The organism is Levilactobacillus tujiorum (genome assembly GCF_012641185.1).
GTDB classification, from domain to species: domain Bacteria; phylum Bacillota; class Bacilli; order Lactobacillales; family Lactobacillaceae; genus Levilactobacillus; species Levilactobacillus tujiorum.
On record NZ_JAAXLK010000064.1, the window covers coordinates 1 to 227 of the forward strand.

Below are 227 nucleotides of genomic sequence, written 5' to 3' on the forward strand. Positions count from 1 at the left end.
TAGCGATATAAACTAATTAAAAAACTCAAAAATACGCAGTTGTTTCTCGGTTTAATTATCTTAATAATTAAAGGAAAATAATTGATAATATCTAGTTTTCAAAGAACAAATTCATTGGCACTTTCGTACCAATGGAGAATAGCGGGATCGAACCGCTGACCCCCTGCTTGCAAAGCAGGTGCTCTCCCATCTGAGCTAATTCCCCAAAATGATGACCTTGCGGTCAA

At 37.0% G+C, this 227-nt stretch carries 1 tRNA gene; it reads right to left on the bottom strand.

The window, feature by feature from the left end:
* Positions 1-132: 132 nt before the first annotated feature.
* A tRNA-Ala gene (locus HF569_RS12215) sits at positions 133-205 on the bottom strand.
* Positions 206-227: the final 22 nt, after the last annotated feature.